General features: G+C 40.0%; 1 protein-coding gene. It reads right to left on the bottom strand.

Annotated elements, in window-relative coordinates:
- Positions 1–52 precede the first annotated feature (52 nt).
- Positions 53–1,569 (bottom strand): IS5 family transposase gene (locus QUA80_RS33465; protein ID WP_445302321.1). Its coding sequence is split into 2 segments (ribosomal slippage): positions 53–283 and positions 286–1,569, totalling 1,515 coding nucleotides; the frame shifts between segments, so codons are not numbered across the junction.
- Positions 1,570–1,692 lie beyond the last annotated feature (123 nt).

Raw genomic sequence — 1,692 nt, forward strand, 5'->3', positions numbered from 1 at the left:
TAGGGCTTACTGAATAAGTTAGGAAAAATTGCGATCGCACTTGATGGGCAATTCAAGCTCGGCAAAACATAAGTTTTTGTTGACTATAACTTGCCAAAGTATAGCTTTTAATAATCATTGAACCGTAAATCGGTGTGATTTTCGGTTTGTGACGTAAAAAAATACAAAAAACCCGTCTTAACCAGGTAGAAAGGTTGATTACTAAAAAAGTAATAGCAATGGCTGTTTCCGAAGTATTATCAAGTTTTGTCATCACTCGATTCAAGCTAAATCTTCTTTTACGCAAGTCCCAAATTTTCCCTCAATTGCATTTCTAATTCTTTCATCTTCTAAGGCTTGTTTCTTTGTTTCTTTGCTGACATTTGCTGGTGGCCTTCCTAAAGGGGGGCCACTAATTCTAATTCCTCTTTCTTTACACCAAGCTCGGTTTTCTCTGGTTCGATAAATGCGATCCTCTTCGAGGGCTTCGCTAACGGCATGGACTGATTCTGGATAGTATCCTGTGTAACTTTTAAATGCTTCTACTTCTGCTTTTAAGTCTCCTGATTCATTAAAGTTATCCCAACTTATCCGGTCTAAAAATAAATATCCTTCAAAGCAACTCGCTGACAGTTTTGCTCCAAACTCTACAGGTTTTCCTGCTTTTCCTCTGACAATGGGACGGATGTGCGGTTGGCTTAAACTTACTATTCTGTCCGATATACTCTGTTTTTTATTTTCAAATAACCAGAGTTGTTGCCGATAGACTTCTGTGAGAACTAGCAAGGTTTTATATTGCTTTTTGGTCAGACTTTGTAGGGTGGCACCTGATTCGATTAGCTGTTCAATATGAGCGAGGTTTCTTTTGATATATTGCAGTTGTTTTTTAAGGGCTTGGATTTTTTTGTGGCGTTTAGGTCGTCGTTGTTTGGCTACTGCTAAGTAGTCTTTCCTGGCTATTTTTCGGTAGGTTCTGGGTTTTTTATTAATTTTTACTTTGAGGGATTTATAGAGAATGTCGATGATTTTTTCGGTGTGAACTCTGGCTCGGTTTAATAGTCCTAAGTCGGTGGGATAGCTAATATCTGCTGGGGCACAGGTTGCATCTACAATTAATTTTCCTTGATTGGTTGATTCATTTTTTGTGTCCGAATCCTTTTTTTTTTCTGGCGGTTTTGGGGTGGTTTCGCGCATTTTTTCCACCATTCGTTCGTTCACTTTCTTGATTAAATTCGCACTGATTCGCTGCCGAAAGTGGACTAATAGTGATGGGTCAAATGGGGACTCATTACTGTAGGTTGATTGACCGATAAAGTATTGTAGGTATGGGTTTTCACGGATTTGTTCTACTGTTTCTATGTCGCTGATTCCGAGTTTTTCTTTGATGATTAATGCCCCTAAAGCCATCCTAAATGATTTGGCGGGTGCTCCCATTTCGGTTGGAAAGTTTTCCGCATATTCTGATTCAAATTCTGACCACGGAATTAGTTCGACCATCTTTACCCAACGGTTATCTGCTGCCAACTTGCATCCGTTGGAGAGTTCAAAGTCGAAGGGGTCGGTAGGAGCAGACTCAGCTTTTCGGTACACGATCGCAAATGGTAATGCAAGGGTTTTGTACTATTTTACCTGTTTTTCACGGCGACCATTATTGATCGTCCGCTCTCTTAATCCTGGTGGTGTAACCTTTTGACACTGATTCAGCAAGCCCTA

It is taken from the genome of Microcoleus sp. F4-D5 (assembly GCF_036704885.1).
In the GTDB taxonomy this organism is placed as follows: domain Bacteria; phylum Cyanobacteriota; class Cyanobacteriia; order Cyanobacteriales; family Microcoleaceae; genus Microcoleus.